Genomic DNA, 23,898 nt, shown 5'->3' on the forward strand with positions numbered 1-23,898 from the left:
CAGCCGCCATGCCATCGCGTCGCCAACTCCTGCAAGCCAGCGCACTGGCCTCCGGCCTCGGAGCCCTCGGTCTCACGGCCTCTTCCGCACAGGCCGCCCGCAACACCGCGAGCGGCCCCGTGTACGCCTACGTCGGCACCTACAGCGACGGCGGCAAGCCGTGGCGCGGCGGGCGCGGCCTGGGCGTGCACCAGTTCGTGCTCGACGGCACCACCGGTGCGCTGAAACCCATCGCCGGCGCACCGCCGGCCGTGGCGAGCACGGGCGAGGGCGCGAAGCTGCGCAACCCGGCGTCGCTGGCGCGCCACCCGAAGCTGCCGATGCTGTATGCGGCCAACGAGTTCGAGGCCGGCTCGGTCTCGGCCTTCCGCATCGGCGCCGACGGCGCGCTGTCGTTCGTGGCCGAAGTGCCTTGCGGCGGCAAGGACCCGGCCTACATCAGCGTGCATCCCGACGGCCGCTTTCTCTTCACCGCCAACTACGCGAGCGGCGACGTCAGCGTGATCGCGCTGCGCGCCGACGGCACGCCCGACGCCGGCACGGCCGCCGTCGTCTACAAGGACATCGAGGCCTGCGGCGCGGGCACGCCGTGCAAGCCCGGTGCCGACGTGGTGCCTGCGGCCGCACGCTCGCACGAAGGCTTCGCCACCAGCGACCACGACGGCCCGCACGCGCACATGGTGCATGCCGACCCGAAGGGCAACTTCGTGCTGGTGGCCGACCTGGGGCTCGACCGCGTCATCTCCTACCGCTTCGACCGCATCACCGGCGTGCTGAGCCAGCCGAGCACGGTGGCCGTGTCCGAGAGCTCGGGCGCGCGCCACTTCGTCTTTCACCCGAACGGCAGGTGGCTGTACCTGGTGAACGAAGAGGCATCGACCATCGCCTTCATGCGCTACGACAACGCCACCGGCGTGCTCACGCCGGTGAGCGAGACCTCGGCGCTGCCCGAGGGCTTCAAGGGCACCAGCTACGCATCGGGCATCCGCATGCTGCCGGACGGCCGGCACTTCGTGTCGCTCAACCGCCTGCACGACTCGATCTCGATCTTCAAGGTCGATGCCCGCACCGGCGCACCCACGCTGGTGCGAGAGGAATGGTCGCGCGGCAACTACCCGCGCAGCTGCACGCTCGACCCGAGCGGGCGATTCCTCTACGTCTGCCACAACAAGCAGGGCGACAACGTGACGGTGTTCCGCGTGAAGGGTGGCGACATCCAGTTCACCGGCCAGTACGTCGCGGTGGGCAGCGCGGCAGCCATCGAGTTCTCCGCGTGATGAAGAAATCGCTTTTCCGTTACATCGCTTCCCGCGCCGCGGGCATGCTGGTCGTGCTCGCCATCGTGGCGGTGCTCGTCTTCGTGCTCACGCGCGCCGCCTCGGGCGACCCGGTCTCGGTGCTGCTGGGCGACCAGGCAACCGCCGCCGACATCGCCCGCGTGCAGAAGGAATACGGCCTCGACAAGCCGCTGCCCGTGCAGTTCGGCTACTGGCTGCGCGAGGTGCTGCAGGGCAACCTCGGCCAGTCGATCTTCCTGCAGCGTCCCGTCACACAGGCGCTGTGGGAGCGCTCCGAACCCACCACGCTGCTCGCGCTGATGGCCGTGGCCATCGCTGCGCTGATCGGCGTGCCCTGCGGCATCGTCTCTGCTGTGTTCAGGGGGCGCGTGGTCGACCAGCTCTTCACCGGCGTCGCGATGCTGGGTGCGAGCATTCCGAGCTTCTGGCTGGGCATCGTGCTGATCCAGATCTTCGCGGTTTCGTTCGGCTGGTTCCCGGTGTCGGGCTATGGCGCGCCCGATGCGCCCTTTGCCGAGCGGCTGCACGCGCTGGTGCTGCCGGCCACGGTGCTGGGCCTGCTGAACTCGGCGCTCATCATCCGCTTCACGCGGGCCTCGATGCTCGACGTGCTCGGCGAGGATTACGTGCGCACCGCGCGCTCCAAGGGCCTCAGCGAAAGCACCGTGGTGCTCAAGCATGCGCTGCGCAATGCGCTGGTGCCGATCGTCACGGTGATTGGCCTCACGGTGGCTCTCATGATCGGCGGGGCCGTCATCACCGAGACGGTGTTCGGCCTGCCGGGCGTGGGCAACCTCGTGGTCAGCGCGGTGCTGCGGCGCGACTACCCGGTGATCCAGGGCGCGCTGCTCGTGATCGCCGCGATCTACGTTCTCATCAATTTCTCCATCGACCTGCTGTACGCGGTGGTCGACCCGCGCGTGAAGGTCTGAGAAAAATGCAAATGCCCCGAATGCTCCGCCAGCTGATGCACAGACGCATCGTGTTGGTGTCCGCGCTGGTGCTGCTGGTGATCGCGGTGCTCGCGATCGGCGCACCGCTGTTCGCTTCGATCGACCCCAACGACACGGCCGTGCTCGAACGCCTGAAGGCGCCGAGCGCCGAGCACCTGCTGGGCACCGACGAACTGGGCCGCGACATGTATTCGCGCATCGTGCACGGCGCGCGCTACTCGCTCGCGATCGCGGCGCTCACCGCGCTGGGCGCGGTCGTGGCCGGCACGGTGCTCGGCCTGATGGCCGGTTTCTTCCGCCGGCTCGACGCACCGCTGATGCGCGTGGTCGACGCGATGATGTCCTTCCCCGACATCCTCCTGGCCATCGCGCTGGTGGCGATCCTCGGGCCCTCGCTGATGAACACCGTGCTGGCGCTGGTGCTGGTCTACACGCCGCGCGTGGCGCGGGTGGTGCGCGCGTCGACGCTGGTCGTGCGCGAGCTGCTGTTCGTGGAAGCGGTGCGCGCGCTGGGCGTGCGCACTTCGCGCATCCTGTGGCGGCACATATTGCCGAACCTGATGTCGCCGATCCTGGTGCAGGTGTCTTTCATCTTCGCCTACGCCATCCTGGCCGAGGCCGGGCTGTCGTTCCTCGGCGTGGGCGTGCCGCCCGAGATCCCGACTTGGGGCACGATGGTCGCTGGCAGCCAGCAGTACGCGCACCAGGCCTTCTGGGTGGTGCTGTTCCCCGGCCTCGCGATCATCTTCACGGCGCTGTCGCTGCAACTGCTGGGCGACGGCGTGCGCGACCTGCTCGACCCCAAGCTGAAGAAGACATCGTGATGACGACGAACACCAACGACACCCCACGTCTCGCGGTCAGCAACCTGAGCACCAGCTTCCCGACCGAGGACGGCCTCGTGCGCTCGGTGGCCGACGTGAGCTTCTCGATCCAGCCCGGCAAGACCACCGCGCTGGTCGGCGAGTCGGGCTCGGGCAAGTCGGTCACCAGCCTCACGCTGATGCGCCTGCTGCCGAAGACCGCCAACGCGCAGGTCAGCGGCAGCGCCACGTTCGTGACGCGCGAAGGCACCTCGCTCGACCTGCTGCAGATCGGCGAGCGCGAGATGCGCTCGCTGCGCGGCAACCAGCTGTCGATGATCTTCCAAGAGCCGATGACCAGCCTGAACCCGGTGTTCACCATCGGCGAGCAGATCGCGGAAAGCGTGCGCCTGCACAAGGGGCTGGACCGCAAGGCAGCCATGGCGCATGCGATGCGGATGCTCGAACTGGTGGAGATTCCGGCGGCCGCGCAGCGCATCCACGAGTACCCGCACCAGCTCTCGGGCGGCATGCGCCAGCGCGTGATGATCGCGCTGGCCATGGCCTGCGACCCGACGCTGCTGATCGCCGACGAGCCGACCACCGCGCTCGACGTGACGATCCAGGCGCAGATCCTGGAGCTCATGCGGCGGCTGCAGGCCGAGACGGGCATGAGCATCCTGTTCATCACGCACAACCTCGGCGTGGTCGCGCACCATGCCGACGACGTGGTGGTGCTGTATGCGGGCCGCGTGGTCGAGAGCGCGCCGGTGCGGCCATTGTTCGCCCAGCCCGAGCATCCGTACACGCAGGGCCTGCTGGCCTGCCTGCCGGGCAAGGCGCGCCTGCCGGGCCAGCCCAAGCCCAGGCGGCTTTTCGCGATCCGCGGGCAGGTGTCGAGCCCGCTGGCGCCGCCGCCGGGCTGTGCCTTCGAGCCGCGCTGCGACCAGGCGCTGCCCGAGTGCAGCGCCGCCATGCCGCCGCTGGTCGAGACGCACCATGGCCGCGAGGCGCGCTGCGTGCGCGTGCAGGCGGCGCAACCGCTGGTGAGGGCCGCATGACCCGCGCCGTGTTCCCGTCTTGCTCCCTCCCCCACTGGGGGAGGGCGGGGGTGGGGGCACGACGGCCTTCATGCCAACGCAGCGCCTTGTCGAAGGCATGCCCCCATCCCAGCCTTCCCCCAGAGAGGGAAGGAGCCAATACCCAACAACCACGATGACCACCGCCGCCCCCCTCATCGAAGTCCGCGGACTCAAGAAATACTTCGGCAGCAACGACCGGCCGGTGCGCGCGGTCGACGACGTGTCCTTCGCGATCCAGCCCGGCGAGACGCTGGGCCTGGTCGGCGAATCGGGCTCTGGCAAGAGCACCATCGGGCGCACCGTGCTGCGCCTGCTCGAGCGCACGAGCGGCCAGGTGCTCTACCGCGGCGACGACATCGGCGCGCTGTCCGGCGAGCGCATGCGCAAGCTGCGCAGCAAGCTGCAGATCATCTTCCAGGACCCGTACGCCAGCCTGAATCCGAAGATGCGCATCAGCGCGATCCTCGGCGAGGCGCTGTCGACGCACGGCCTGCACAAGGGCGCGGCCGCGCGCGACAGGCGCATCGCCGAGCTCCTCGAGACGGTCGGCCTGCGGGCCGAGCATGCGAGCCGCTTTCCGCACGAGTTCTCGGGCGGCCAGCGCCAGCGCATCGGCGTGGCGCGCGCGCTGGCCGTGGAGCCCGAGTTCATCGTGGCCGACGAGCCGCTGTCCGCGCTCGACGTGTCCATTCAATCGCAGGTCATCAACCTGCTGGCCGACCTGCGCGAGCGGCTGGGCCTGACGATGCTCTTCATTTCGCACGACCTCGACGTGGTCGAATACCTGTGCGACCGCGTGGTGGTGCTGTACCTCGGCAAGGTGATGGAAGTGGCCAGCACCGACGAGCTGTTCGCGCGCCCCTCGCACCCGTACACGCAGGCGCTGCTGGCCGCGAGTCCGAAGCCCGACCCCGAAGTGGCGACCGAACGCATCGCGCTGAAGGGCGACATTCCCAGCCCCATCTCGCCGCCCTCGGGCTGCGTGTTCCGCACGCGCTGCCCGCACGCCATCGAGGCCTGCGCGCAGACCGTGCCCGCACTCGACGAAATTTCCACCGGACACTACAGCGCCTGCATACGCAAGGAACTGCTCTCCAACATCGCCGCATGACCAAGACCATGACCGCCGCCAACGACTTCAACGACCCGCTGCTGGGCAGCAATTTCAAGGGCTACCCGCGCACTCAGGCCCCGCGCCGCCGCAGCGAAGTCGGCGCCGCCGGCTGGAACGTGCTGGCCGGCGATCTGCCGCTGCCGCTGGCCGTGCTTAAGCGCGAGGCGCTGGAGCACAACCTCGCGTGGATGCAGGCGCGCGTGCGCGAGTGGGGCATCGACCTCGCGCCGCACGGCAAGACGACGATGTCGCCGCAGCTCTTCCAGCGCCAGCTCGACGCCGGCGCCTGGGGCCTGACCTTCGCGACCGTGACGCAGCTGGCCGTGGGCGTGGCAGCCGGCGCGCGCCGCACGCTTATCGCCAACCAGGTGGTGAGCGACGAGGACCTGGGCGGGATCCAGATGCTGCTGAAGGCGAACGCGGGTCTGCGCATCGTGTTCCTGGTCGATTCGCTGGCGCAGCTCTCGCTCATCGAGGACTGGGCCGCGCGCCACGCCGGCAGCGTGCCTTTCGAAGTGATGCTGGAGATCGGCGTCGAAGGCGCGCGCACCGGCTGCCGCACCCACGAGGAGGCCGTCGCGCTGGCCACGCGGCTGCGCGCCAGCGGTGCGGTGAAGCTGGTCGGCATCGAGACCTACGAAGGGCAGGGCGCCACCGGCGCCAGCGGGCCCGACGCGGCCTACGCGAAGACGCTGATGGACCGCGTGGAAGCCGTGGCGCGCCATTGCGACACGCAGAAGCTGTTCGAGACCGACGAGGTGCTGGTGTCCGCCGGCGGCTCGGCCATCTTCGACCTGGTGGCCGGTCGCCTGAAGCCCGTGCTGGGCGCGCCGGTGCGCGGCCTGCTGCGCTCGGGCTGCTATGTCACGCACGACCACGGCTTCTACAAGCGCATGGTGAGCGCGGTGGACGAGCGCCTGGGCTGCGGCTGCGGCGAGAGCCTGGTGCCGGCGATGGAAGTGTGGGCGACCGTGCAGTCGCGCCCCGAGCCGGGCCTGGCGATCCTCGCGGTGGGCAAGCGCGACATCTCCTTCGACCTGTCGCTGCCCGTGCCCATCGGGCGCGCGGCGCGCGGCGCGCTCGCGCCGCAGGACGTGCCCGCCGGCTGGAAGATCACCGCGCTGAACGACCAGCACGCGTACCTGCGCTGGGACGCGAGCGAAGAGGCCGAGGCGCCGAAGGTCGGCGACCGCGTCGGCCTGGGCATCTCGCACCCGTGCACCACCTTCGACAAATGGCACTGGATGCCGGTGGTCGAGCAGGACTACCGCGTGAGCGACGCCGTCGCCATGCACTTCTAGTCATGATCTCGCCCCCAGTCTTCGCGCACTTCGTGTCGCTTCGCCAACCCCCTGCCGGGGGCAACACCGGCGGCCCGGCGAAGCCGGTTCCGCGGTGTTCGCCGACGAAGTCCGGAAGGTGCCGCGACTTTCCATGCGGCGGGTTTCCCATGCCCGGCGGAGCAATTGAATGATCACTTCCTCCCTGCTCCAGAGGATCGCGGACATCCGCAGCGACGCCCCGGCGACGCGGCGCGCGATCCTGGACCTGATCCTCGAAGACCCCGACCGCGTGCTCGAGGAAAGCTTCGAGCAGCTGGCCGAGCGCTCGCGCAGTTCGGTGCCCACCATCATGCGCACCTGCCGCGACCTGGGCTTTGCCGGGCTGCGCGAGTTCAAGCTCGCGCTCGCGCAGGAACTGGCGCTGGGCGGCTCGCCGCTGCACCGCCGGGTGAACATCGAGGACGCGGCCGACGAGGTGGTCGGCAAGATCGCGCGCAGCGCGGCGGCGTCGGTGTCGGGCGTGCGCGGGCAGCTCGACATGCAGGTGCTCGACGGCGCCGTGGCGGCCATCGCGGCGGCGCCGCACGTGGACCTGTACGGCGCGGGCGCCACTTCGTGGTTCATGGCCAACGACCTGCAGGCTCGGCTCTTCCGCCTCGGCCTGTCGGCCAACGCCTGGGCCGACTACCACCTGCAGCAGGTGGCCGGCGCGGCGCAGCGCCCGGGCGGCGTGGTGATCGCCATCTCGCACGTGGGCGGCATGCCCTCGCTGCTCGACGCGGTGGACATCGCGCGCGGACAGGGCGCCAAGGTGGTCGCGATCACGCGGCCGGGCACGGCGCTGGCGGCCAAGGCCGACTTTCTTCTCGGCCTGTCGGTGCCCGACGACGCGGTGATGCACGTGGGCATCGACGCCTACCTGACGCACCTGACCGCCATCGAGATATTGACCGTGCTGGTGGCCCAGCGCCGCGGCGAGCCCGCGGTGCAGCGCCTGCAGCGCGCGCGCGAGGCGTTCCAGCGCCACGGCATCGACGCCACCACCCACCCGCTGCAGAGCTGGGACGGCGGCGGCATCAACAACAGCAGCAAGAAAGGCGCATCGTGAGCGCGACCGCAAGCCAACCCATCCTGCTCGAAGCCGGCCTCGTGGTCGACGGTTCGGGCGGTCCTTCGTGGCCCGGCGACGTGCTGCTGCAGGGCGACCGCATCGTCGCGCTCGGCGAGGGCCTGCGCGAGCGACTGCCCGAAGGCCTCGCGCTGGCGGACGTCGAGGTGGTCGACTGCCGCGGCAAGGTCATCGCGCCCGGTTTCATCGACGCGCACACGCACGACGACGCCATCGTGCTGCGCGACCCGCTGTGCCTGCCGAAGGTGTCGCAAGGCATCACCACGGTGGTGACGGGCAACTGCGGCATCTCGCTGGCGCCCTACCGCACGCCGCAGTCGAAGCCGCCGCTCACGCTGCTGGGCGCCGACTCGTTCAGGCACGCGACCATGGCCGAGTACCGCGCGGCGGTCGACGCCACGCAGCCCGCGCTCAACGTGGCGGCGCTCATCGGCCACACCACCCTGCGCTTCGCCGCCATGGAGGCGCTCGACCGCCCGGCCAGCGCCGACGAACTGGCGCGCATGGAGGCGCTGCTCGACAGCTGCATGGCCGACGGCGCGCACGGCATGTCCTCGGGCCTGTTCTACGAGGAAGCGTTTGCCGCGCCGGCCGAGGAGGTCACGGCGCTGGCCCGCGTGGTGGCGCGCCACGGCGGCATCTACGCCACGCACCTGCGCAGCGAGATGCAGCAGATCATCGAGGCGCTGCACGAGGCGGGCGATTCGGCCTTCGCGGCGGGCGTACCGCTGGTCATTTCCCATCACAAGTGCGCCGGCCCGGCCAACTGGGGCCGTACCAAGGAAACCCTGCCGCTGATCGAATCGCTGGCTGAGCGCCAGAAGATCGCGATGGATGTTTACCCCTACGTGGCCGGTTCCACCGTGCTGCGCGAGGATCTGGTCGACGGCGTGATCGACGTGCTGCTGACCTGGTCCGATCCGCATCCCGAAATGACGGGCCGGCTCATTTCGGACATCGCGCGGGAGTGGGGCACCACCGAACAGGAAGCCTGCCTGCGCCTGAAACCGGGCGGCGCCTGCTACTTCCAGATGCAGGAAGAAGACGTGGAACGCGTGATTGCGCACCCGTTGACCATGATCGGCAGCGACGGTCTGCCGCACGACCGCCACCCGCATCCCCGGCTCTGGGGTGCTTTTCCGCGCGTTTTTGCACGCTACTGGCGCCAACGCCGGCTCTTCACGCTCGAGCAGGCCGTGCACAAGATGACCGGCATGACCGCGCGCAACCTGCGGATTGCCGACCGCGGCGTGTTGCGCGCCGGTGCCATGGCCGACGTGGTGGTGTTCGACCCGGACACCATCGCCGACACCGCCACCTACGACCAGCCCCTTGGCGTGAGCCAGGGCGTGGAGCGGGTGTTCGTGAACGGCGTGCTGGCGTACCGCGGGGGCGAAGGACCTGCGCGGGTGTTGGCGCGTGCGGGGCGGATGCTCACGCGGGGCGCCTGACCGTGGCTCGGCGGCGCTGTATCGGCATGGCTATATCCCTTCGACTCCTAAAGTTCTAACGTTCTTGGTAAAAATCGGTCAAACTGCCGCCTCGAGGGTAAATACGTTTCAGGGTCAGTGCGGTCGAAATCCCAAGGAGAAATGATGGACAAGGACGCAGAGAGCCTTGGCGCCGACTTCGAGCTTTGGCAAAAACTCACGGACGACTACGAAGTCGCGCTGGGCGATCTTGCCAGGGGAGAACCGGGTGCCCGTGAACGGGTTGTCCTGCTCGCCAGTGCGTTGCGGCGCATGGACCGGGAGCCGGTCCAGGTGGGCGGCCTAGGCTGAGCCTGGGCAATCCGGGGCGCCTTCGGCGCCCGCGCCGGATGGTCGTCGCCCGGAAATCCGGCTCGCCGGTTGTCCGGCCTTGCGCTCGGCAGCCCGGCCGGGCTGCCTTCCGGGGTTCGGGTGCACCCGCGCGACACCCTCCGGCCCGGCCTTCGCCTCGTGCGACTCCCCGGTCGCGCCGGCGCCGGCAAGACCGTCGTCGAACGCGTGCTTGAGGTGCGGCTCGGCTGCATGGCTCCGAAATGCCCGCGCTTCCTCAACAATGGCGCACCCGACCAGGCCGCCTGCCCGATGGCCTCATTCGCGCGCGATCGCGCCCGTGTTCCCCGCGCGATCCGTTCCGGTCGATGAACGAGGAGGAGCCTATGAATTCCCGAAGAAGCATTGTTTTCGCCGGCGGCGGTGCGCTGCTGGGTGCGGCCACGGCCGGCTGTGCATCCGCGTCCTCCGATTGGTCCGTTGCCGGCCCCGGCCGGCGCATGCCGGCAGACGCCCTCGACAAGGTGCTGCTGGATGCAGGCCGCAGCGCGCCCGCGCTGCGCGGCATCGTCGTCGTGCGCGACGGCTTGTTGGCCGGCGAACGCTACTACGCAGGGGCCTCCGCGAACGACCTGCTGCCCATCAACTCGGCCACCAAGAGCGTCTGCTCGATGCTGGTCGGGCAGGCGCTGCAGCAGGGGAAGATCCGCAGCCTGTCGGACACCGTGGCCGACCTGCTGCCCGAGGCTTCGCGCAAGGCGCCGGATGCACCGGCCGCGCGCGTCACCCTGCGCCAGATCCTCACGGGCACCACCGGCCTGGCCTACGACTGGCGCACACAGACGCAGGCACTGTTCGACGCAGCCGACACGGCCGCGTTCGCGCTGGACCTGCCGCGCGACGGCGAGGCGCCGGGCTCATGGTCTTACAACGACGCCGCGGTGTCGCTGCTCACGCCCATCCTCGAGCGGGCGCACGGCATGCCGATTGCCCAGGTGGCCATGCGGGACCTGTTCACGCCCCTGGGCATCGGCCGCTTCACGTGGCGCCGCGACAAGTCCGGCCACGCAACGGCCTACATGGGGCTGGCGTTGCGCACGCGCGATCTCGCCAAGCTCGCCTGGACGATGGCCGACGGCGGCCGGTGGAATGGCACGCAGGTAGTGCCTGCCGACTGGGTGGCGGACAGCACGCGCCGGCACGGCCCCGCGCAATGGCGCAATCCGCCGATCGCCGGCACCGGCTATGGCTACCTGTGGTTCACCGGCACGCTCGACGGCCGCGATGTCGCCTGGGGCTGGGGCTACGGCGGCCAGTTCGCGCTGCTCGTGCCGTCGCTGCAACTGGTGTTGGCCACCGCCGCCACCGCACCGGCGCCGAAGGACGTGAGCATCCAGACCGCGACCGTGGCGCGGCTGGTGCAGCAGGTGGTCGCACTGGCGGCTTCTTCGGCCTAGCGTTCAGCCGCCGCCGGCATCCTGCTCCGCTTCGCCCTGCGCCTGGAACATGCGCGTGAAGTCGCAGCATTCCTGCGCCAGCATCATGATCGACGAGGTGAGTGCACTGCGATGCTCGCCCTTGTGCATGGCCACGTAGCGCACCACGGGCAGGGCCGGCGTCACGTCGATCACCGCGAGCATGCCCGCGGCCACCAGCGGTTCCAGGCACTGGCGCGGCAGGTAGCTCACGCCCAGGCCCGACACGGTGAGGCCGGTCAGCGCCACCAGGTTGCTCACCACGATCACGTTGGCGGGCTGCACGCCTTGCTCCTTCATCCACGTGTCGTAGGCGCGGCCGGTGCCCGAGTTGTTGCCCTGCACCAGCATGCGATGGCGCGCCAGTTCGTGCAGCCGCACGGTGCCGCCGGCGGGCACCACGCCGGGCTTGCACATCCAGGCGCTGCGGACCTGGCCGATCACCTTGTGGGGCAGGCGCGAGTCGGCGAAGGTGTCGGGCACGATGGCCAGGTCGAGCTCGTCGGCCATCAGCTTGTCGCGCAGCTGCAGGCTGTCGTCCACGTCGGGCTCCAGGATCACCTTGGGATAGTGCTGCTGGATCAGTCCCACCAGCCGCGGCAGCCAGGTCATGGCGGTGAGCTCGGTCACGCCGATGCGGATGCGCCGCTCCACCACGCCGGGCTTGCCGAACTGCTCCACCGCCGCATCGCGCTGTGCCAGCAGCTTCTGCGCGAGCACGAACATCTCCTCGCCCTTCTCGGTGAGGCGCGCGGTGCGCTGGCTGCGGTCGAACAGCGCGGTCTCGAACAGCAGCTCCAGCTCGTGCACGCGCTTGGAGATGGCCGACTGCGAGGTGTTGAGCTGGCTGGCCGCCTGGGCGAAGCCGCCGAGCCGGCCGATCCAGTACAGGGCTTCGAGCTGCTTGAAGGTCATCATGGAGCGGGCCTGGGGTGCTAGGTGGGCTAAATATCGCTTTTTCTCATGCAATTCGATCACAAAAAATCGCTTTTAGAAATTCATCGAGAGGCAGAAGATGCGCCCGAGACAGCCTCACCGACCCTTCATGACTCTTCAAGGAATGCCAATGAACTCCAGGAAACTGCCCATCGCCAGCGTGCTCGCCCTCGGCCTCACCCTCGCTCTTGCCAGCGGCGTCGCCAGTGCACAGGACGGCGGCACGCTGCAGAAGATCAAGGAGAGCGGCACGATCCAGATCGGCGCGCGCGACAGCCAGATCCCGTTCTCGTACAAGCTCAGCGCGGACAGCGCGCCCATCGGCTTCACCAACGACATCTGCCTGAAGATCGTCGACGCCGTGAAGGCCAAGCTGGGCCTCGCGAAGATCGAGGTGCGCTACACCATGCTGAACTCGACCAACCGCATTCCGCTGCTGCAGAACGGCACCGTCGACCTCGACTGCGCCACCACCACCAACACCACGCAGCGCCAGGCGCAGGTCGACTTCGCGCCGAGCCACTTCGTCACCAACATCACCGCCGCGGTGCGCAAGAACTCGGGCATCAATTCGCTGGCCGACCTCAACGGCAAGAACGTGGCCACGGTCTCGGGCAGCACCTCGATCCAGCTGCTGCGCGGCGCACGCAAGAGCGGCACCATCGAGGTCAACGAGATCGCGGGCAAGGACACCTCCGACGGCTTCCTGCTGCTGTCCACGGGCCGTGCCGATGCCTATGTGCTCGACGACGTGCAGCTCGCCGGCATGGTCGCCAGCGCCAGCAACCCGGGCGACTACAAGCTGCTGAAGGAGTCGCTGCGCCAGGAGCCCTACGGGATCATGCTGCGCAAGGACGACCCGCAGTTCAAGGCGCTGGTGGACGAGACCGTCACGGGCCTCATGAAGTCCGGCGCCATCGAGCAGCTCTACACCAAGTGGTTCATGTCGCCGATTCCGCCGAAGAACGCGAACCTGAACTTCCCGATGTCGGACGCGGTGCGCGAGATCTACAAGAACCCGAACAACAAGGGCGTCTGACCGATGGCTTCCGACAACAAGCAGTACCCGCAGGGCCTCGTGCTTCCCGATGCGCTGATGCGCGAGGTGCAGCAGCGCTTCCTCGGACTGGACCGGGACCACCATGGCCGCGAACGCCTCTACTTCGACAACGCCGGCGGCTCGTTCCGCCTGAAGGCGGCGGTCGAGCGCTTCGCCGAGGTCGACGCCATTCCCGACAACGCCGAGCGCATCCATGCCACGGCCGTCGAGCTGCAGGACATCCAGGCCAGGGGCAGCGACGACCTGCGCACCATCCTCAACGCGCAGGGTGGCAGCGTGTACGCCTCGTTCTCCGCCTCGGGCGCCATGTTCGACATGGTGCGCGCCATCGCCGAGAACGTGCCAGGCACGAACATGGTCACCACCGTGCTCGAGCATCCCTCGGCCTTCGATGCGATGAGCCTCTATGCCGAGCGCCTGGGCCGCGAGCTGCGCGTGGCGGCGAGCAACCCGGTCACCGGCGGCATCGACGTGGAGGAGATCGTGCGGCTGGTCGACAAGGACACCTGCCTGCTCAACGTGATCTACGCGTCGAACATCTCGGGCGCCAAGCTCGACATGGAGGCCATCGTGCGCCGCGCGCGCGAGATCAAGCCCGACCTGTACATCCTCGTGGACGCGGTGCAGCATGCGCCGCACGGCCTCATCGACCTGCAGAAGACGCCGGTGGACGGCATCAACCTCGCGCCCTACAAGTTCTTCGGCTGCCGGGGTTCGGGGCTGTCGTGGCTGTCCGATCGCGCGGCCGTGCTGCCGCACCACAAGCTCGCCGGCAAGAAGCCCGGCTACTGGGACCTCGGCAGCTCGGCGCCGTGGCAGTTCGCGGTGCTCACCGAGATCGTCGACTACGTGTGCTGGCTGGGCGGGCATTTCACCGATGCCACAGAGCGCCGCGCCCTGTTCGTCGCGGGCATCACCCACATCGAACTGCATGAGCGGGCGCTGCTCGCTGTGCTGCTGGACGGCAACGCCAACGCCACCGGCATGCGCGAGATGCGCGGCGTCGAGGTGTTTCTCGACCACGAGGACCTGAGCCGGCGCGACCTGATCCTGGGCATCGGCTTCGAGCGCATCGACTGCACGCAGGCGGTGGTGGAGTACGCGAAGCGCGGCGTCACCGTGTACGAGCGCGTGGCCACCAGCATCTACTCGAAGCGCATGCTCGAGTCCTTCGGGCTGGCAGGCACCGTGCGCGTGTCGCCGCTGCATTGCAACTCGGTCGCGGACATGGAGAAGTTCCTGCGCATCACTCAGGAGATTGCCGCGCTCCAGGCCTGACATCGGGCTGTCGCAAGCTGTCATATCCGGTGCCGCGCTCAGGGCTGCGAGCGCAGTTTCCGGTTCGGGATGTGGCACTCTTGGCCATGCCCAACCGCGCATACCTGTTCAATACATCCGTCCCTGTTTGCAATCGCGCCCAGCTCGATGAGGTTTCGGTCCGCGATGGATCGTCCTATGTAGAGGTGGCTCAGGGCGTCGACCAGGTTCCCGCGATCTGGTTTTTCTGCTTCAGCAAGGAAGACTTGATTCCTGCGGTCTTCAGCTTCAGGCTGCACGGCCGTGCCGTGCAGCAGGAGGTCCTGTTGCCGTGCGTTCGTGTCGAGAAAGCAGTGCGCAATCTGACGCAGGCGCGCGTGCGGCTCGAGGCTTTTGCAGGAGCGGAGCCAAGCCGAAGGCATGGTGGAAGATCTGGTAGAGGTCAGACTGGGTTCGCACTCACTGCACGGCATCGTCCACGCTCCACGGCGCATACACCTCCGCGCGCAGGTCCGGCGAGTTCACCTTCGCGAGCAGGTCGCGCACGCCGTCCTTCACGCGCGCCAGCGACAGCCGCGCGCCGCGTGCGCGCACGTAGGCCGCGAAGTCGCACAGCGCCTCGATGCTGGTGGCATCGAGGTCGGGTGATTCCTCGAGGCTCAGCACCATGCGCTCCAGGCCCGGCATCGTGTCGACGCGCGCGCGGATCGATGCGAACACCGCATCGGCGTTGCCGAAGAACAGCGGCACCTCGGGTCGCGCGATCAGGGTGCGCGGCGGCACTACGGCCTCGGGATGGCGTGCGGTGTCGACGTAGTCGTGGCTCTGGCCCAGGCGCCCGAGCCAGCTGACCGTGGTGCGCGAGAAGCCGCGCAGCAGCAACAGCAGGCTCACGCCGATGGACGCCAGCAGGCCGTCGAGCACGCCGAGCACCAGCACCGCGGCCACCGCCACGACGGCCACGAGCCGGTCGCGCCGCCACTGGAAGTAGGGCCGCAGCGCAGCGGGGTTCAGCGTATGGCTCACCGCGTGGATCACGATGGCCGCGAGCAGCGGCTCGGGCGTGTGCGCGATCCACGGCAGCAGCGTAAGCACCGCCACCAGCACCACGAGGCCCGCGACGATGCCCGCCGCGCGGCTGCGCGCGCCGGCCGATTCGTTGGCCGAGGTCGCCGAGTAGCCCGCGCCCACCGGCATGCCCTGGAACAGGGCCGACAGCAGGTTCGCGCCGCCGAGCGCCAGCAGGTCGCGGTTGGCCGACACGTTGTCGCCGTGGCGCAGCGCGAACGTGCGGATGGAGCCGTACGACTCGGCGTAGAGGATGAGCGCCATCGCGAACGCCAGCCCGCCCAGGTTCTGCCATTGCGCGCGGTCCATCTGCGGCACGCCCGGGTGCGAGAAGTCGAGCGAGATCGGTCCCACCGCCGCGACGCCCCATGCCTGGCACAGGCCCTGCACGTCGAGCACGATGCCGGCCACGATCACCAGCAGCGCGGCCGGTACCGCGCGCCAGCGCGCGAGCCCGCGCAGCAGCACGAGCGCCACCAGCGCCATCGCCGCGCCAGCGAGGTTCCAATGGCGCCATTCGCCGACCAGGCCCGCAAGAAGCCGGAAGAAGTCGCTGTGCGCAGGCTGCACCGCCAGCACCTTGGGCAACTGCTTGACGACGATGGTCAATGCGAGCCCGAGCGCGAAGCCGCGCAGCACCGGCTTGGCGATCAGGCTCGACACCGCGCCGAGCTTCGCGACACCCGCGATCACGAAGAACACGCCGGCCAGCAGCACGATGCCCGCGCCCATCGCAAGCCGTGTGGCGGCGTCGGCGCCCGTCACCGACATCGTTGCCGCGAACAGCACGGCTGCCGACGACGAAGTGGCCGAGACGATCGCGAAACGGCTGCTGCCGAAGAGGCCGTACACCAGCAGGCCCGCGAACAGCGCGATCACGCCGGCCTGCGGTGGCAGCCCCGCGATGCCCGAATAGGCGACCGCCTCCGGCAGCAGCAAGCCCGCGATGGAGACGCCCGCCACGAGGTCGACCAGACCTGGGCGACCGGGGCGGCGCGAGCCTGCGGGCGGGGGCGAGAGGACTGCGGTCATGGCGGGACGTGTGCTTCGTGCTGCAAGCTACCAGTGTGCTGCAGACGGGAAGCTGACGGCGTGCGCCCCGCGAGCCGCAGTTGCGGATTGCCGGTGGATCGCGCCGGCGCCGGCTGCGCATTGCATGGCGTCCGCACGACGCGTGGCCGCGCGTGAATGCTTAAGAAGGAGTTGCCCGGTTGCGCGAAAAAATTTAAATCTTCCGACCTAGCACCTCTGAAACCGGTGCCGAGATAGTTGCAAAAAGAGGCGTCGGACGACATGCCGGGCCTCGTGGACGCCACGTTGCACTGGTAAGGTGTGCCCGTAGTTTTTTCACCCCGATCTCTCTCTCGCACGCCCCGTCAGCAGTCGACGCCCAGGGCCTTCCACATGCCCCTTCGTCACGCTCGAATCTTTCCGCGCCAGTCGTTCTATTGCGTACTCGGCGGGCTCGCTGCGATCTATGTCTTCTGCGCCATGATGCTGGTGCCGGCCAAGGTCTACATCCTCCCGTACCTGGTCACGCCGGACTTCATCCACTACAAGGGCGCGTTCTTCATCCTCGTGCTCGCGATTCCTGCGGCGATCTACCTGATCTGCTGGAAGGGCAGCGACTTCTTCGCATGGTGGGGCACGCCGCAGGAAATGACGGTGGGCTCGCGCGGCCTGCAGGTCGGCGAGCGGCAGATGGCCTTCAACGAAGTCGTGCGTTTTCGCCACCGGCACAACCGCAACCACCTGCTGCTGATGGCCTCCGACGGCCGCACGCTGCGCCTGCGCCTCGAACTCTGGGACCGCGCACCGGTGCTGCTCGCCGAGGTCGAAGAGGCCATCGGAGAGGCGATGAAGAACGACATCGAGCGGCGCGTGCACGCGGGCGAGACGGTGCCGTTCGGCGCGTTGTCGCTGCACGCCGAAGGGCTGGTGCACAAGGGCCAGCTCATTGCGTGGTCGAGCATCGACACCATCCGCACGCAGTCCGACGAGGATGGCATGGAGGTGGACGAACACCTCGTGATCGTCGCGGGCGGCAAGACCCGAAAGATCGACCGTTCGAAGATCGACAACGAGCCGGTGCTGCTGGCCTGCCTTCTGCAGCGGCTGCCGGCCGAGTGAATCCTCTTCCTCTCTTTTCCGCTCCTTCCTTTTTTCAACCACTCCAACAGACGCAAAGCGAATTCAAGAAAATGGAAATCTACAGCTCCGCCGCCCAACAAGAGAAGACCCGCCAGGACCGCCCGGTGTTCTATTCGCGCTCGCGCCTGATCGCGGGAATCGTGCTGTGGGCGGTGGTGACCGTGCTGCTGGCGGTGGTGTGCATCCGCGCGAAGGACAAGAACGTCGGCATCCTCATCGCGGCATGCTTCGCGCTGCTCACGGCGTGGCTGACCTTCAAGTGCTTCAACACGCTGCGCAACATCGCGCAGCCGGCGTTCGTGGTCGGCCACCAGGGCCTGGCCTTCGAGAACGGCATGGTGATCCCGTGGCACAACATCGTGGAGAACATCTGGGTCAACCAGAGCTACATGGGCATCCCGATCGGCAAGCAGATCCAGATCAGGACCGACCTGCCCAAGCCGCAGGCACGCGTCCTGCGCCGCGCGATGGCGCTCGAGATCTCGGGCGACGAATACCTCGCGCTGTGCGACGCCTATCGCTGATGCGCTGATGCCGCGAGGCGGAAAGGGCCCTCGGGCCGCGGGGCTGTTCAAGGGGCCGTTCGATAAACTGGCCGCGTGAAATCCTCTTCCGAGCCTCCCAGTAGGCCGCTGGCGCCGCCAGCTTCCGCCTGCCGCGTTGCGCCGCAACGCTTCCCCCACGCCTTCCCCATCCCGTCGCCCGACATGGCCCGCGCCATGCCGGGCCGCACCCGCTTGCACTCTGCGTGCATTGCGCCCGACACGCCATGATCGAACTGCTCACCGACCCGGCCGCCTGGATCGGTCTCCTGACGCTGGTCGTCCTGGAGATCGTGCTGGGCATCGACAACCTGATCTTCATCGCCATCCTGGCCGAGAAGCTGCCGCCGCACCAGCGCGACAAGGCGCGCCTCATCGGCCTGAGCCTGGCGCTGTTCATGCGCCTGGCGCTGCTGTCGGTGGTCTCGTGGCTGGTCACGCTGACCACGCCGCTCTTCACCGTGTTCGGGCAGGGCTTCTCGGGGCGCGACCTGATCCTGCTGGTGGGCGGCCTGTTCCTGCTGTTCAAGGCCACTTCCGAACTGCACGAGCGGCTCGAGGGCGTGACGCACACGGCCACGAGCTCGGCGGCGTACGCCAGCTTCACGCTGGTGGTCACGCAGATCGTGGTGCTCGACGCGGTGTTCTCGCTCGACGCGGTGATCACCGCCGTGGGCATGGTCGAGCACCTGCCGGTGATGATGGCCGCGGTGGTCATCTCGATCGTCATCATGCTGTGGGCATCGAAGCCGCTCACCCGTTTCGTCAACGCGCACCCGACCGTGGTGGTGCTGTGCCTGAGCTTCCTGCTGATGATCGGCCTGAGCCTCGTGGCCGAGGGCCTGGGCTTCCACATCCCTAAGGGCTACCTGTACGGCGCCATCGGCTTCTCCGTGATGATCGAGGCGCTGAACCAGTGGGCCAGGCGCAACGCGATGAAGCACGAGGCACGCCGGCCGCTGCGCGACCGCACCGCGGAATCGATCATCCGCCTGCTGGGCGGCCGCGCGCGCGGCGAGCCCGCGCTGGCCGGGGCCGCGCCCGATGCCGGCTCGGCCCCGGAGCCCGCCTTCGCAGTGGAAGAACGCAACATGGTGAGCGGCGTGCTGTCGCTGGCCGAGCGCACCGTGCGCTCGGTGATGACGCCGCGCGCCGACATCTCGTGGGTGGACCTGAACGACGACCCGGAGGCGGTGCGCGAGCAGCTGCTCGACACGCCGCACGGCATCTTTCCCGTGTGCCGCGGCTCGCTCGACGAGGTCGTCGGCGTGGCGCGCGCCAAGGACCTGCTGGGCCAGTTGCTGCGGCATGGACGCATCGACGAGAGCGGCGGCCTGCGCGCGCCGGTCTACGTGCCGGAGTCGACCACCGCGATCCGCCTGATCGACACGCTGCGCGGCGCGCGCGGGCAGCTCGCGCTGGTGAACGACGAGCACGGCACGCTCACCGGCGTGGTGACGCCCATCGACGTGCTGGAAGCCATTGCCGGCGAGTTCCCCGACGAGGACGAGACGCTGGAGATCCAGCAGACCGCACCCGATGCCTGGACCGTGTCGGGCAGCGCCGACCTCCACCTGCTGGAGCAGGCGCTGCAGACGCACGGTCTGGTCGGCGACGACGACAGCTACACCTCGGTGGCGGGCTTCCTGCTGGCGCGCTTCGGCGGCCTCCCGCCGGCGCATGCGAACTGGGTGCACGACGGGTACGATTTCGTCGTGACCGATGTCGATGCGCAGCGCATCCGCACCGTCGAAGTCCGCCGGCTGTCCGCGGACGAGCCCTCCGACCACCTGAGCACCGCACCATGAACAACGCCGCGCACCGCCGACCCGTCCCGCTCGAGAAGGCCTACCGCCTGATGAACCACGGGCCCACCGTGCTCGTGAGTGCCGCGCACGGCGGGCAGCGCAACATCATGGCGGCCGCCTGGGCCATGCCGCTGGACTTCGCCCCCCCGAAGGTGGCCGTGGTGCTCGACAAGAGCACCTGGACCCGCGTGCTGCTCGAGGGTGCCGGCAGCTTCGCGCTGCAGGTGCCCGTGCGCGCGCAGCTCGACCTGACCGAAGCGCTGGGCAGCAGCTCGGGCCGGGAGATCGTCGAGCAGTCGGGCCGCGACAAGTTCGCCGCCTACGGGCTCGAGACATTCGCCGGCACCGCCACCGACGCGCCGCTGCTCGAGGGCTGCGCGGCCTGGCTCGAATGCCGGCTGCTGCCCGAGGCGCACATCCAGGAGCGCTACGACCTGTTCCTGGGCGAGGTGATCGCCGCGCAGGCCGACGCGCGCGTGTTCGCCAACGGGCGCTGGGACTTCACCGGGCACGACGAACTGCGCACGCTGCACCATGTGGCGGGCGGGCACTTCATCGTCGACGGCGACGCGGTCGACGCGAAGCCCCTGGCGCCCCGCGCCTAGGGCGTGTCCACACTATTTCCGGCAACGCCGGAAACGCCCTGGTTCAGCCCCGCGGCGCAGCGCCCTGCGCCTTGCGGGGCAGCAGCATCGCGCGCAGCACCAGCACGCCGCACACGGCGGCGACAAGAGCGACCACCACGGCCCACACCAGGCGCGACGGCGTGATGTCGTCGAGCCGTTCGGCCAGCAGCAGGGTGGTGGTGTTGTAGGCCGCATGCAGCGCGATGCACGGAATGAGCGAGCGGGTGCGTTCGTAGAGCCATGCGAGCACCGTGCCCATCACGAAGCCGACCACGAACTGGTAGATGTTCATGTGCGCCGCGCCGAACAGCAGCGCCGACATGAAGATGGCCTGCCAGCGCGGGTAGCGCCGCAGGAAGCCGCGCAGCACGATGCCGCGGAACAGCATCTCCTCCAGCATCGGCGCCATCACGCACACCGCGAGCACCGCGGCCACGCTGCCGTCGGCCATCCGGCTGAAGTACGACTGCTCCCAAGCCGAAGGCGGCACCAGCAGCGTGAGCAACTGCAGTGCCGAGGTGAGCGTCAGAAGCAGGGCGGGCACGAGCAGCAGCACCGGGGGCACCACCAGCATCAGCGTGGCGCGCACGGAAGATGGCGCGTGATGGAAGAGTTCGCGGTAGGTGAGCTGCTGGAAATGCATCACGACCGCGAAGATCAGCCCGTTGCCCAGCACGGCCGAGAGCACGCCGATCTGCATGGTGTTGAGGCCAAGCCAGCCATTGGCGTCGCGCAGCGCCGCACCCACGACGAACTCGCAGAGGAACAGCGCCACGAAGAGCAGGGCAGCCTGTGCGGCTGAGGGGAAGGCCGCGCCTTTGGGCGAGTGCATCGGGAACGGCGGCGGCGCGCTACAGCACGAAGGGAATGAAGCGCCGCGTGCCGCGCATGTAGTCGCGGTAGTCGTTGCCGAAGTGCGCGATGCATTCCTGCTCGTCGCGCAGCGCCGTCAGGAACAGCAGCACGGTGGCCGCGAGCACCAGCGCCAGCGTGAGCCAGGTGAACTGCTTGAGGAAGGCGCCCCATGCGAGCAGCATGAGCGCCGTGTACATCGGGTGGCGGATGTAGCGGAAGGCGCCGCTGCGCACGATCGAGGAGGTCTTCTCGAAGCCGTACAGCGCGGGGTCGTCATCACGCGCGTCGGTGGGCTTGCCCTGTGCCTTGAGCAGCCGCACCGCATGGATCGGCAACCAGATCGACAGCGCGAAGAACAGCGTGGAGACGACCTGCTTCGGCGAGAACGGATCGTCATGCCACATCGGCAGGTTCAGCACGATCAGCACCAGCATGCATTCCCACGCGAAGAAGCGGTAGAAGCCGTGCGAGCCGGGCCGGCTGAGCGGCCCGCGCGACACGTACAGCAAGGCGGCGGTGCCGGCGGCGAGAAGGACGATCTGGAACCAGAAGAGCATGGCGGCCGAATTTACACGGCCCGGCCCATGCCCGGGCGCATATCAGGCTGCGCTGGCCTCGGGTTTCTTGGAGACCAGCGTCAGGATGTCGTAGCTGGCCACCAGCTCGCCGTCCTGGTTGGTCACCTCGACGTCCCAGGCCACCACGCCCTGGCCCTGGCCCGTGGCATCCTTCTTGTTGCGGTCGATCTTGCGCTTGCAGGTCAGGCGCGCGCGGATGGTGTCGCCGATGCCCACCGGCTTGGTGAAGCGCAGCGTGTCCAGGCCGTAGTTGGCCAGCACCGGGCCGGGCGCGGGCGAGACGAACAGGCCGGCGGCCGCCGACAGCACGAAATAGCCGTGCGCGATGCGCTTGCCGAAGGGCGATTCCTTCGCGGCGATCTCGTCGAAGTGCATGTAGAAATAGTCGCCCGACAGGCCGCCGAAGGCGACGATGTCGGCCTCGCCCACCGTGCGGCGGTGCGTGAGCAGCGAATCGCCCACGCGCAGGTCCTCGAAGTAGCGGCGGAAGGGGTGCACCTCGCTCTCGCGAACGGCCGCGCCGCGCACATGCTCGCCGGTGATGGCGGCCAGCATGGTGGGCGAGCCCTGCACCGCGGTGCGCTGCAGATAGTGTTTCACCGCGCGCAGGCCGCCGAGTTCCTCGCCGCCGCCGGCGCGTCCCGGGCCGCCATGCTTGAGCTGCGGCAGCGGTGAACCGTGGCCGGTCGATTCGGTGGCGGCTTCGCGGTCGAGCACCAGCAGGCGGCCGTGCCAGGCGGCAGCCACCGGAATGGCCTTGGCCGCGATGGCCGGGTCGCGCGTGACCAGCGTTCCCACGAGGCTGCCGCGGCCGCGCGCGGCCAGCGCGAGCGCTTCGTCGATGCCGTCGTAGGGCATCAGCGTGCTGACGGGGCCGAAGGCTTCGACGTCGTGCGCCGCGTCGTGCTCGAGCGGCTTGCGGCTCAGCAGCAGCGTGGGCGCGAAGAAGGCGCCCTCGGCCACGCCGTCGCCCACGGGCGAGAAGCCGTCGCGCTCGCCGTACACCAGCTCCGCGCCCTGCAGCAGCGTGGCCACGCGCTCGGCCACGTCGGCCTGCTGGTCGCGCGAGGCGAGGGCGCCCATGCGCACGTTCTCGAGCGAGGGGTCGCCCACCACGGTCTTGGCCAGCCGCGCGCGCAGGCGCTCGGCCACCGCGTCGAGGTGCTGGCGCGGCACGATCGCGCGGCGGATGGCCGTGCACTTCTGGCCGGCCTTGGTGGTCATCTCGCGCGCCACTTCCTTCACGAAGAGGTCGAACTCCTCGTCGTCGGGCGTGACGTCGGGCGCGAGGATCGCGCAGTTGAGCGAGTCGGCCTCGGCGTTGAACGGGATCGACTGGTGCACGATGTTCGGGTGCACGCGCAGCTTCGCGGCGGTGTCGGCCGAGCCGGTGAAGGTGACCACGTCGGGGCCTTCGAGCCGGTCGAGCAGGTCGCCCGTGCTGCCGATGACCAGCTGCAGCGCGCCCTCGGGCAGGATGCCCGACTGCACGATGAGCCGCACCGCGGCCTCGGTGAGGTAGCTGGTGGCCGTGGCCGGCTTGCCGATGCAGGGCATGCCCGCGAGGAAGCTGGGCGCGAACTTCTCGAGCAGGCCCCACACCGGGAAGTTGAACGCGTCGATGTGCACCGCCACGCCGCCGCGCGGCACCAGGATGTGCGTGCCCGCGAAGCCGCCCTTCTTGCCCAGCGGGAAGGCGGGGCCTTCATGCACAAGGTTGCCCGATGGCAGCTCGTTGGTGCCGATGCCGGCGTAGGCGCTCAGCGTGCCGGCGCCGCCCTCGATGTCGATCCAGCTGTCCGCGCGCGTGGCGCCGGTATGGGCCGAGATGGCGTAGAGCGTTTCCTTGTTCGCCGCCAGGTATTTGGCCAGCGCCTTCAGCCGTTCGGCGCGCTGCTGGAAGTCGAGCTTCATGAGCGCTGGAATGCCGGTGCGGCGCGCGTACTGCAGCGCCTCGGCGAAGTCGATGGCCTCGGCGTGCGTCGCGGCGACGGGCTTGCCGTTGACGGCGCTGTGCAGCTGCTGCGAAGCCTTCTGGCCGATCCAGCGGCCGGCGATGTAGCTTTGGAGGGTGGTGGTCATGGTGCGTGTGTCCTTCGACTGTGAGTTGCCTTGCTACT

General features: G+C 69.0%; 22 protein-coding genes. 16 read left to right on the forward strand and 6 right to left on the reverse strand.

Annotated elements, in window-relative coordinates; all coding sequences use genetic code 11:
* Positions 1–8: 8 nt before the first annotated feature.
* From AACL56_RS08895 to AACL56_RS08940, 10 genes are all read left to right on the forward strand, one after another.
* Positions 9–1,277 carry a lactonase family protein gene (locus AACL56_RS08895; protein WP_339089471.1) on the forward strand — a complete coding sequence of 423 codons (1,269 nt, stop codon included), beginning with the start codon at positions 9–11 and terminating at the stop codon, positions 1,275–1,277.
* On the forward strand, positions 1,277–2,230 hold the full coding sequence (locus AACL56_RS08900; RefSeq protein WP_339089472.1) for an ABC transporter permease: 954 nt from the start codon (positions 1,277–1,279) through the stop codon (positions 2,228–2,230). The genes AACL56_RS08895 and AACL56_RS08900 overlap by 1 nt, the downstream gene beginning before the upstream one ends.
* 5 nt (positions 2,231–2,235) lie before the next feature.
* A complete protein-coding gene (locus AACL56_RS08905; protein WP_339089473.1) occupies positions 2,236–3,075 on the forward strand; it encodes an ABC transporter permease in 840 nt (279 codons plus the stop codon).
* Entirely contained in the window at positions 3,075–4,115 is a 1,041-nt protein-coding gene (locus AACL56_RS08910; protein ID WP_339089474.1) for an ABC transporter ATP-binding protein, read from the forward strand. Before AACL56_RS08905 ends, AACL56_RS08910 begins: the two co-directional genes overlap by 1 nt.
* A gap of 154 nt (positions 4,116–4,269) precedes the next feature.
* Entirely contained in the window at positions 4,270–5,247 is a 978-nt protein-coding gene (locus tag AACL56_RS08915; protein WP_339089475.1) for an ABC transporter ATP-binding protein, read from the forward strand.
* The gene (locus tag AACL56_RS08920; RefSeq protein ID WP_339089476.1) at positions 5,244–6,551 is read left to right on the forward strand and encodes an amino acid deaminase; all 1,308 of its coding nucleotides are present in this window, start codon (positions 5,244–5,246) and stop codon (positions 6,549–6,551) included. The genes AACL56_RS08915 and AACL56_RS08920 overlap by 4 nt, the downstream gene beginning before the upstream one ends.
* Positions 6,552–6,723: 172 nt before the next feature.
* Positions 6,724–7,641: a MurR/RpiR family transcriptional regulator gene (locus AACL56_RS08925; RefSeq protein ID WP_339092833.1), complete on the forward strand. Its 918-nt coding sequence runs from the start codon at positions 6,724–6,726 to the stop codon at positions 7,639–7,641.
* Entirely contained in the window at positions 7,638–9,113 is a 1,476-nt protein-coding gene (locus tag AACL56_RS08930) for an N-acyl-D-amino-acid deacylase family protein (RefSeq protein WP_339089477.1), read from the forward strand. Before AACL56_RS08925 ends, AACL56_RS08930 begins: the two co-directional genes overlap by 4 nt.
* A 144-nt stretch (positions 9,114–9,257) precedes the next feature.
* Positions 9,258–9,443: a hypothetical protein gene (locus tag AACL56_RS08935; protein ID WP_339089478.1), complete on the forward strand. Its 186-nt coding sequence runs from the start codon at positions 9,258–9,260 to the stop codon at positions 9,441–9,443.
* A 365-nt stretch (positions 9,444–9,808) separates the two neighbouring features.
* Positions 9,809–10,879 carry a serine hydrolase domain-containing protein gene (locus AACL56_RS08940; protein WP_339089479.1) on the forward strand — a complete coding sequence of 357 codons (1,071 nt, stop codon included), beginning with the start codon at positions 9,809–9,811 and terminating at the stop codon, positions 10,877–10,879.
* Positions 10,880–10,882: 3 nt separating this feature from the next.
* On the opposite strand, the gene AACL56_RS08945 is transcribed toward AACL56_RS08940, so the two are convergent.
* The gene (locus tag AACL56_RS08945) at positions 10,883–11,812 is read right to left on the reverse strand and encodes a LysR family transcriptional regulator (protein WP_339092834.1); all 930 of its coding nucleotides are present in this window, start codon (positions 11,810–11,812) and stop codon (positions 10,883–10,885) included.
* Between the two features lie 151 nt (positions 11,813–11,963).
* Here AACL56_RS08945 and AACL56_RS08950 point away from each other — a divergent pair, with 151 nt between their 5' ends.
* Entirely contained in the window at positions 11,964–12,872 is a 909-nt protein-coding gene (locus tag AACL56_RS08950) for an amino acid ABC transporter substrate-binding protein (protein WP_339089480.1), read from the forward strand.
* Between the two features lie 3 nt (positions 12,873–12,875).
* Positions 12,876–14,171, forward strand: a complete 1,296-nt coding sequence (locus AACL56_RS08955; RefSeq protein ID WP_339089481.1) for an aminotransferase class V-fold PLP-dependent enzyme — start codon at positions 12,876–12,878, stop codon at positions 14,169–14,171.
* Between the two features lie 38 nt (positions 14,172–14,209).
* Here the strand turns inward: AACL56_RS08955 and AACL56_RS08960 are convergent, their stop codons facing one another.
* Complete coding sequence (locus AACL56_RS08960; protein ID WP_339089482.1) at positions 14,210–14,572, reverse strand: hypothetical protein; 363 nt, start codon at positions 14,570–14,572, stop codon at positions 14,210–14,212.
* Positions 14,573–14,609: 37 nt separating this feature from the next.
* Positions 14,610–16,250 carry a SulP family inorganic anion transporter gene (locus tag AACL56_RS08965; RefSeq protein WP_339089483.1) on the reverse strand — a complete coding sequence of 547 codons (1,641 nt, stop codon included), beginning with the start codon at positions 16,248–16,250 and terminating at the stop codon, positions 14,610–14,612.
* A gap of 372 nt (positions 16,251–16,622) precedes the next feature.
* Here AACL56_RS08965 and AACL56_RS08970 point away from each other — a divergent pair, with 372 nt between their 5' ends.
* From AACL56_RS08970 to AACL56_RS08985, 4 genes are all read left to right on the forward strand, one after another.
* Positions 16,623–17,348, forward strand: a complete 726-nt coding sequence (locus AACL56_RS08970) for a hypothetical protein (protein WP_339089484.1) — start codon at positions 16,623–16,625, stop codon at positions 17,346–17,348.
* Between the two features lie 71 nt (positions 17,349–17,419).
* A complete protein-coding gene (locus AACL56_RS08975) occupies positions 17,420–17,893 on the forward strand; it encodes a hypothetical protein (RefSeq protein WP_339089485.1) in 474 nt (157 codons plus the stop codon).
* 248 nt (positions 17,894–18,141) lie between these two features.
* Entirely contained in the window at positions 18,142–19,719 is a 1,578-nt protein-coding gene (locus AACL56_RS08980) for a TerC family protein (RefSeq protein WP_339092835.1), read from the forward strand.
* Positions 19,716–20,324, forward strand: a complete 609-nt coding sequence (locus AACL56_RS08985; protein WP_339089486.1) for a flavin reductase family protein — start codon at positions 19,716–19,718, stop codon at positions 20,322–20,324. Before AACL56_RS08980 ends, AACL56_RS08985 begins: the two co-directional genes overlap by 4 nt.
* Before the next feature lie 43 nt (positions 20,325–20,367).
* On the opposite strand, the gene AACL56_RS08990 is transcribed toward AACL56_RS08985, so the two are convergent.
* Genes AACL56_RS08990 through paaZ form a run of 3 tightly spaced genes read right to left on the reverse strand, consistent with a single transcriptional unit; the run spans position 20,368 to position 23,860 of the window.
* Complete coding sequence (locus AACL56_RS08990; protein WP_339089487.1) at positions 20,368–21,177, reverse strand: CPBP family intramembrane glutamic endopeptidase; 810 nt, start codon at positions 21,175–21,177, stop codon at positions 20,368–20,370.
* A 19-nt stretch (positions 21,178–21,196) separates the two neighbouring features.
* The gene (locus AACL56_RS08995; protein WP_339089489.1) at positions 21,197–21,757 is read right to left on the reverse strand and encodes a methyltransferase family protein; all 561 of its coding nucleotides are present in this window, start codon (positions 21,755–21,757) and stop codon (positions 21,197–21,199) included.
* Positions 21,758–21,799: 42 nt separating this feature from the next.
* Positions 21,800–23,860, reverse strand: coding sequence for a phenylacetic acid degradation bifunctional protein PaaZ (paaZ, locus tag AACL56_RS09000; RefSeq protein WP_339089490.1), 2,061 nt, complete (start codon positions 23,858–23,860; stop codon positions 21,800–21,802).
* Positions 23,861–23,898 lie beyond the last annotated feature (38 nt).

Source organism: Variovorax paradoxus (genome assembly GCF_902712855.1).
GTDB classification, from domain to species: Bacteria; Pseudomonadota; Gammaproteobacteria; order Burkholderiales; family Burkholderiaceae_C; genus Variovorax; species Variovorax paradoxus_Q.

Coding starts and splice junctions, on each gene's coding strand:
- AACL56_RS08990 (WP_339089487.1), bottom strand. CDS start 21,177: ATGCACTCGCCCAAAGGCGCGGCCTTCCCCTCAGCCGCACAGGCTGCC.
- AACL56_RS08970 (WP_339089484.1), top strand. CDS start 16,623: ATGCCCCTTCGTCACGCTCGAATCTTTCCGCGCCAGTCGTTCTATTGC.
- AACL56_RS08905 (WP_339089473.1), top strand. CDS start 2,236: ATGCAAATGCCCCGAATGCTCCGCCAGCTGATGCACAGACGCATCGTG.
- AACL56_RS08920 (WP_339089476.1), top strand. CDS start 5,244: ATGACCAAGACCATGACCGCCGCCAACGACTTCAACGACCCGCTGCTG.
- AACL56_RS08935 (WP_339089478.1), top strand. CDS start 9,258: ATGGACAAGGACGCAGAGAGCCTTGGCGCCGACTTCGAGCTTTGGCAA.
- AACL56_RS08965 (WP_339089483.1), bottom strand. CDS start 16,250: ATGACCGCAGTCCTCTCGCCCCCGCCCGCAGGCTCGCGCCGCCCCGGT.
- AACL56_RS08915 (WP_339089475.1), top strand. CDS start 4,270: ATGACCACCGCCGCCCCCCTCATCGAAGTCCGCGGACTCAAGAAATAC.
- AACL56_RS08900 (WP_339089472.1), top strand. CDS start 1,277: ATGAAGAAATCGCTTTTCCGTTACATCGCTTCCCGCGCCGCGGGCATG.
- AACL56_RS08940 (WP_339089479.1), top strand. CDS start 9,809: ATGAATTCCCGAAGAAGCATTGTTTTCGCCGGCGGCGGTGCGCTGCTG.
- AACL56_RS08985 (WP_339089486.1), top strand. CDS start 19,716: ATGAACAACGCCGCGCACCGCCGACCCGTCCCGCTCGAGAAGGCCTAC.
- AACL56_RS08950 (WP_339089480.1), top strand. CDS start 11,964: ATGAACTCCAGGAAACTGCCCATCGCCAGCGTGCTCGCCCTCGGCCTC.
- AACL56_RS08910 (WP_339089474.1), top strand. CDS start 3,075: ATGACGACGAACACCAACGACACCCCACGTCTCGCGGTCAGCAACCTG.
- AACL56_RS08960 (WP_339089482.1), bottom strand. CDS start 14,572: ATGCCTTCGGCTTGGCTCCGCTCCTGCAAAAGCCTCGAGCCGCACGCG.
- AACL56_RS08895 (WP_339089471.1), top strand. CDS start 9: ATGCCATCGCGTCGCCAACTCCTGCAAGCCAGCGCACTGGCCTCCGGC.
- AACL56_RS08975 (WP_339089485.1), top strand. CDS start 17,420: ATGGAAATCTACAGCTCCGCCGCCCAACAAGAGAAGACCCGCCAGGAC.
- AACL56_RS08995 (WP_339089489.1), bottom strand. CDS start 21,757: ATGCTCTTCTGGTTCCAGATCGTCCTTCTCGCCGCCGGCACCGCCGCC.
- paaZ (WP_339089490.1), bottom strand. CDS start 23,860: ATGACCACCACCCTCCAAAGCTACATCGCCGGCCGCTGGATCGGCCAG.
- AACL56_RS08945 (WP_339092834.1), bottom strand. CDS start 11,812: ATGACCTTCAAGCAGCTCGAAGCCCTGTACTGGATCGGCCGGCTCGGC.
- AACL56_RS08955 (WP_339089481.1), top strand. CDS start 12,876: ATGGCTTCCGACAACAAGCAGTACCCGCAGGGCCTCGTGCTTCCCGAT.